The sequence below is a fragment of the Pseudomonas sp. SMSB3 genome (genome assembly GCF_052041965.1).
In the GTDB taxonomy this organism is placed as follows: Bacteria; Pseudomonadota; Gammaproteobacteria; order Pseudomonadales; family Pseudomonadaceae; genus Aquipseudomonas.
Window position 1 is genome coordinate 21,574 of sequence record NZ_JBKGGV010000026.1, and the last position, 6,061, is coordinate 27,634.

Below are 6,061 nucleotides of genomic sequence, written 5' to 3' on the forward strand. Positions count from 1 at the left end.
CATGACCCGCAACACCACCCTGCGCATTGCCGAAAAATTCATCGGGTTGCCGCTCGAACAACGCCGCCAGTTTCTCGCCAAGATGCGCCAGGACGGTAAGGATTTCGGCCTGCTGCCGATCCCGGTCAGCCGCCACGGCCTCGACCTTCTGCCGCTGTCCTACGCGCAGCAGCGCCTGCTGTTTCTCTGGCAGCTCGATCCCCACAGCGCGGCCTACAACATGGCCGCTGGCCTGCGCCTGCACGGCGAGCTCGACCTGCAACGGTTGCAGGCGGCGTTCGACGCGCTGATTGCGCGCCATGAGGCGCTGCGCACGGTGTTTCAACTCGATGGCGAGCAGCCCCAGCAGCGGGTGCTGGCCGCTGCGCCCCTGGCCCTGCGCTGCATCGACCTGACCCAGGGCGACGAGGCCGAATTGGCGCGCCAGGTGGACGCCGACGTCGCCCGCCCATTCGACCTGTTCAATGGCCCGCTGCTGCGCGCCAGCCTGTTCCGGCTCGGCGCCGACCAGCACGTATTGGTGGTGTGCATGCACCATATCGTCTCCGATGGCTGGTCGATGGACGTGATGGTGCGCGAGTTCGTGCAGTGCTATCAGGCCGGTGCCCAGAGCCTGCCGGCATTGCCCCTGCAGTACGCCGACTACGCCGTGTGGCAGCGCCGCTGGCTGGAAGCCGGCGAGGGCGAGCGCCAGCTGCAGCATTGGCGCGAGCAATTGGGCGATGAGCACCCGCTGCTCGAGGTGGCCGCCGATTTCCCCCGCCCGGCCGTGCAAAGCCTGCAGGGCCAGACCTTGAAGTTCGACTTCGGTGCAAAGCTGTCGCAACGCCTGCGCGACACGGCCCGTGCCCAGGGGGTGACGCTGTTCATGTTGATGCTGGCCGGCTATGCGTTGTTTCTGTCGCGCCATTCAGGCCAGCGCGATATCCGCATCGGTGTGCCCAATGCCAACCGCGGCCGTGAAGAGGTGGAGGGCCTGATCGGCTTCTTCGTCAACACCCAGGTGCTGCGCTGCGTGATCGACGAGCGCCTGTCGCTGAGCGCGCTGTTGGCCCAGGTGCGCGAGGCGACCCTGGCCGCCCAGGCCAACCAGGAGCTGCCCTTCGAGCAACTGGTCGAAGTGCTCGCGCCCGAGCGCACCCTCGGCCACAACCCGCTGTTCCAGGCCAAGTTCAACCAGAATGTCGGCGTGCAGAAGCGCACGACCCTGCAACTGCCCGGGTTGAACGTCAGCGAGTACCCGCTGCACAAGCAAGGCACGCATTTCGACCTGGCGCTGGACATCACCGATGATGGCAGCCTGGTGCAGGGCGAGATGACCTACGCCAGCGACCTCTACCAGCAAGCCACCATCGAAGGGTTCATTGCCCAGTTGCAAGCATTGCTGCAGAGCTTGGTAGACGCCCCGGATGCGCCGCTGCACACCCTGGTCGAACGCCCCGCCGCAGAACCGCTCAGCCCCCGCCGCGAACCCGCTCTAGTGCTGCAACGCTGGGCTGAACAGGTACGCCGCCAGCCTGAAGCCCTGGCAGCGGTCGGCGCAGGGCAGCAGCTGAGCCACGCCGAACTGGACGGCCAAGCCAACCGCCTGGCCCAACACCTGCGCCAGCTCGGGGTGAACACGGGCGAGCCAGTGGCGGTGCTGATGGAGCGCTCGCTGGACTGGTTGGTGGCGCTGCTCGCCATCCTCAAGGCCGGCGGCGTTTACATGCCCCTGGACACCAAGGCACCAAACGATCGCCTGCACGGCATGCTGCAGCGTGCAGGTGCCAAGGTGTTGCTGTGCGACGAAGGTGATAGCCGTCAGCAGGCCTTGGCTACGGCGGGGTGCCTGGTGCAGCCCTATGTGCCGGGCCACTGGGCGGCCCTGGCAGACAGCCCGCCTGCGCTTGCGCAACTGCCCGGCGCGCCGGCCTATGTGATCCACACCTCGGGTTCCACCGGCCAGCCCAAGGGCGTTGTGGTCAGCCATAGCGCCCTGGCCAGCTATGTCGAGGGTCTGCTCGAGCGCCTGCAACCGCCTGCCGAGGCGAGTATGGCACTGGTCTCCACGGTCGCTGCCGACCTTGGCCACACGGTGCTGTTCGGTGCCCTGTGTTCCGGCCGGACCCTGCATGTCCTGCCCGAAACGCTAGGTTTCGACCCGGATGCATTCGCCGCCTACATGGCCGAGCAGCGCATCGGCGTGCTGAAGATCGTACCGAGCCATCTCAACGGCTTGCTGCAAGCGGCCAATGCCGCCGACGTGCTGCCCGAACATGCCTTGATCGTCGGCGGCGAGGCCTGTTCCCCCGCGCTGTACCACAAGGTGCGGGCGCTCAAGCCAGGTTGCCGCTTCATCAATCACTATGGCCCGAGCGAAACCACGGTCGGGGTGCTGACCCATGAGTTGACCGAGCACGACGAGGCGGCCGTCGCCCTGGGCGCGCCGTTGCCGGGTGCCGTGGTGCGCGTACTCGACGATGTGCTGAACCCGCTGCCGGCGCGCGTCGGCGGTGAGCTCTACATCGGTGGCCAGGGCTTGGCGCACGGCTATCTGGGCCAGCCAGGGCTGACCGCCGAGCGCTTCGTGCCGGACCCGTTCGGCGCGCCGGGGGCGCGCCTGTACCGCAGCGGCGACCGCCTGCGCCGCGACAACGCCGGGCTGCTGCATTTTCTCGGACGCGGCGACGATCAAATGAAGATTCGCGGCTATCGGGTCGAACCCGGTGAAGTCGGCCGTGTGCTGCGCGCGCTGGCGCAGGTGCATGACGCGGTGGTGTTGGCGGTGCCGCAAGGTGAGGACCCGGCGCAGTTGCACCTGGTCGGCTGGTGCGTGGCAAGCCACCCAGACACCACGGTCGAAACCCTGCGCACGCAACTGCAAGCACTGCTGCCCGATTACCTGGTGCCGGCACACCTGATGCTGCTCGAACGCTTGCCGCTGACCGCCAACGGCAAGCTCGACCGCCGCGCGTTGCCGCAGCCGCAGGTGCAGCTCAAACGCCATGTCGCCGCCAGCACGCCACTTGAAGCGCAGCTGCTGGCCATTTGGCAAGCGGTGCTCAAACGTGAAGACATCGGCGTCGAGGATAACTTCTTCGAGCTCGGTGGCGACTCCATTCTCAGCCTGCAGATCATCGCCCGTGCCAAGCGCCAGGGCATCAAACTGAGTCCACGCCAGTTGTTCGAAAAGCAGACCGTCGTGCAGTTGGCCCAGGTCGCCAAGGTGTCGAGCGTTGCTGCCAAGCCCGCCAACGTGGCGCAGGTCATGGGCGCCTTGCCGCTGTTGCCGGTGCAGGCGCGTTTCTTCGAGCAAGGCTTGGCCCAGCCGGGGCACTACAACCAAGCCGTCATGCTGCAACCGCGGCAGGCCTTGAGTCCGGCTGTGCTTGAGCAAGCGCTGGCTTTGCTAGTCAGTCAGCATGCTGCCCTGCGCGTGTCGTTCAGCCAGCAGGACGGCCAGTGGCGCGCCGAGCACACTGCGGCTGTGCCCAGCGGGCTGCTTTGGCACCGCTCGGCAGCGACTGACGAGCAACTGCTGGCCAGCGCCGAGCAAGCGCAGTGCAGCCTCGACCTGGCCCATGGGCCGCTGCTGCGCGCGGTGCTGTTCGACCTGGCCGAAGGCGGACAACGCCTGCTGCTGGTCATTCATCACCTGGTGGTGGACGGGGTGTCGTGGCGGGTCGTGCTGGACGATCTGGAGCAGGCCTGCGTCGCTCTGCTCGCCGGCCAGACACCGCCACGGGCGGACCAGGGCACTGCGCTCAAGACCTGGGCCGAGCACCTGCAAGGCTGGGCCAGCGCGCCTGCGCGTGAGGCCGAGCTGGGCTACTGGCAAACCAGCCTTGCCGGTCACCACGGCGACTTGCCTGCCGCACGGCGTGACGCCAGCCTGCAGGTTCGCCACGCCCAGACCGTGCGCTGTCGGTTGTCCGCAGAGCTGACCCAGCGCCTGTTGCAACAGGCCCCGGCGGCCTACCACACGCAAGTCAACGACCTGCTGCTGACGGCCCTGGCACGCGTGCTCTGCCAGTGGACCGGGCAGGGCAGTGCATTGGTGCAGCTCGAAGGCCACGGCCGTGAAGACCTGTTCGACGGGGTTGACCTGAGCCGTACCGTGGGCTGGTTCACCAGCCTGTTCCCGGTGGCACTGACGCCCACTGCAGACCTGGCCACATCGCTCAAGGCCATCAAGGAACAGCTGCGTGCGGTGCCCCATCGCGGTATCGGCCATGGGGCGCTGCGCTACCTAGGCAGCGCTGAGCAACGCGCGGCACTGCAGGCACTGCCTCAGCCACGCGTGACCTTCAACTACCTCGGCCAGTTCGACCAGGGCTTTGGCGAAGAGCGGTTGTTCGCACCTGCTCCAGAGCACGTTGGCGCCACCCAGGCAGGCGACACGCCCCTGGGCAACTGGCTGAGCGTCAATGGCCAGGTGCTGGGCGGTGAGCTGGAGCTGGGCTTTACCTTCAGCCACGAGATGTTCGACCACGCCGTGATCGCCAGCCTTGCCGACGACTATGCCCAGGCGTTGACGGCGCTGGTCGATCACTGCCTGGACAGCCAGGCAGGCGGTGCCACCGTGTCCGATTTCCCACTGGCGGGCCTGACTCAGGCGCAGTTGGAGGCGTTGCCGGTGGACCTGCGCGAGGTGCAAGACATCTATCCGCTGTCGCCGATGCAGGAAGGCATGTTGTTCCATAGCCTGTACGACGGCCAAGCCGGCAGCTACATCAACCGCCTGCGCCTGGACCTCGACGATCTGGACCCGGATCGCTTCCTCCAGGCCTGGCAGCAGGCGCTGGACCAGCACGAGGCACTGCGCGCCGGTTTTGTCTGGGAGCAGGGCCTGGAGGCGCCACGCCAAGTGGTGTTGCGCCACGTTCAACTGCCCGTCGAACGCCTCGACTGGGCAGGCGAGGCCGATATCGCTGCACGCCTGCAGGCCCTTGCACTGGCCGAGCAGGAACGCGCCTTCGACCTCGGGCAGGCACCGCTGCTGCGCTTGGTGCTGGTTCGCACGGGTGCCCGGCGCCATCACCTGATCTACAGCAGCCACCACATTCTCATGGACGGCTGGAGCAATTCGTTGCTGTTCGCGGCCGTCATGCAGGCCTACGCGGGGCAACCTGGCGCCTCGGTGCAAGGCACTCGCAGTGACTATCTGGGTTGGTTGCAGCAGCAGGATCGCCCGAGCGCCGACGCGTTCTGGGCCGCGCAGTTGCGCGAGCTGGACGGCCCGACCCTGCTGAGCGGCGCTCGTGATGCCAACCAGGGCGGGCAGGGTGCCGTGGTGCTGGAGCTTGGTGATGCGTTGAGCCAGGCGCTGAAGCACTTTGCGCAGACCCAGCAGGTCACCCTCAACAGCGTGCTGCAAGCGGCCTGGGCGCTGCTGTTGCAGCGCCGCACCGGCCAGCGCCGGCCGTGCTTCGGTGCCACGGTGTCGGGGCGCCCGGCGCAGTTGCCGGGTATCGAGCAGCAGTTGGGTCTGTTCATCAATACGCTACCGGTGGCTGCCGAGCCGCGCGGGCAGATATCGGTCGCCGACTGGGTGCGCGAGATGCAGGCGCTCAATCTGCGTCTGCGCGAGTACGAGTACCTGCCGTTGTACGCCATCCAGGCCGCGGCCGGATGCCACGGTGAAGCATTGTTCGACAGCCTGCTGGTGTTCGAGAACTATCCGCTGGCCCAGAGCCTGTCCGAAAGCAGTGCCGGGTTGCGCTTGTCGGGCCTGGATTATCAGGAATACAGCGGCTATCCGCTGACCTTGATTGCCGAGGCGCGTGATTGCATGCAATTGACTTTCGCCTACCAGCGCCAGGTCTTTGGTCAGGCCTTCGTGCAGCAGATCGCGACCGAGTTGCAGCACCTGTTGCAGGGTTTCGTCGATACGCCACACGCCATGCTCGGCAGCTTTGGCCTGGTCGACGCCGCTTCTCATGAGCGCATCGTCGCGGGCTGGAATGCCACTCAGCGCGAATACCCCGGCACGCCGTATGTGCACCAGTTGTTCGAACAGCAAGCCAGTCGCCTGCCGCAGGCACCGGCACTGACCTTCGCCGAGCGCACCCTGAGCTAT

The 6,061-nt window shown here is 66.8% G+C and carries 1 protein-coding gene; it reads left to right on the plus strand.

The annotated features are described in order from the left end of the window. Window position 1: 1 nt before the first annotated feature. A partial coding sequence (locus ACLEJW_RS23020; RefSeq protein WP_440778303.1) for an amino acid adenylation domain-containing protein occupies window positions 2-6,061 on the plus strand: 6,060 nt, incomplete at its 3' end.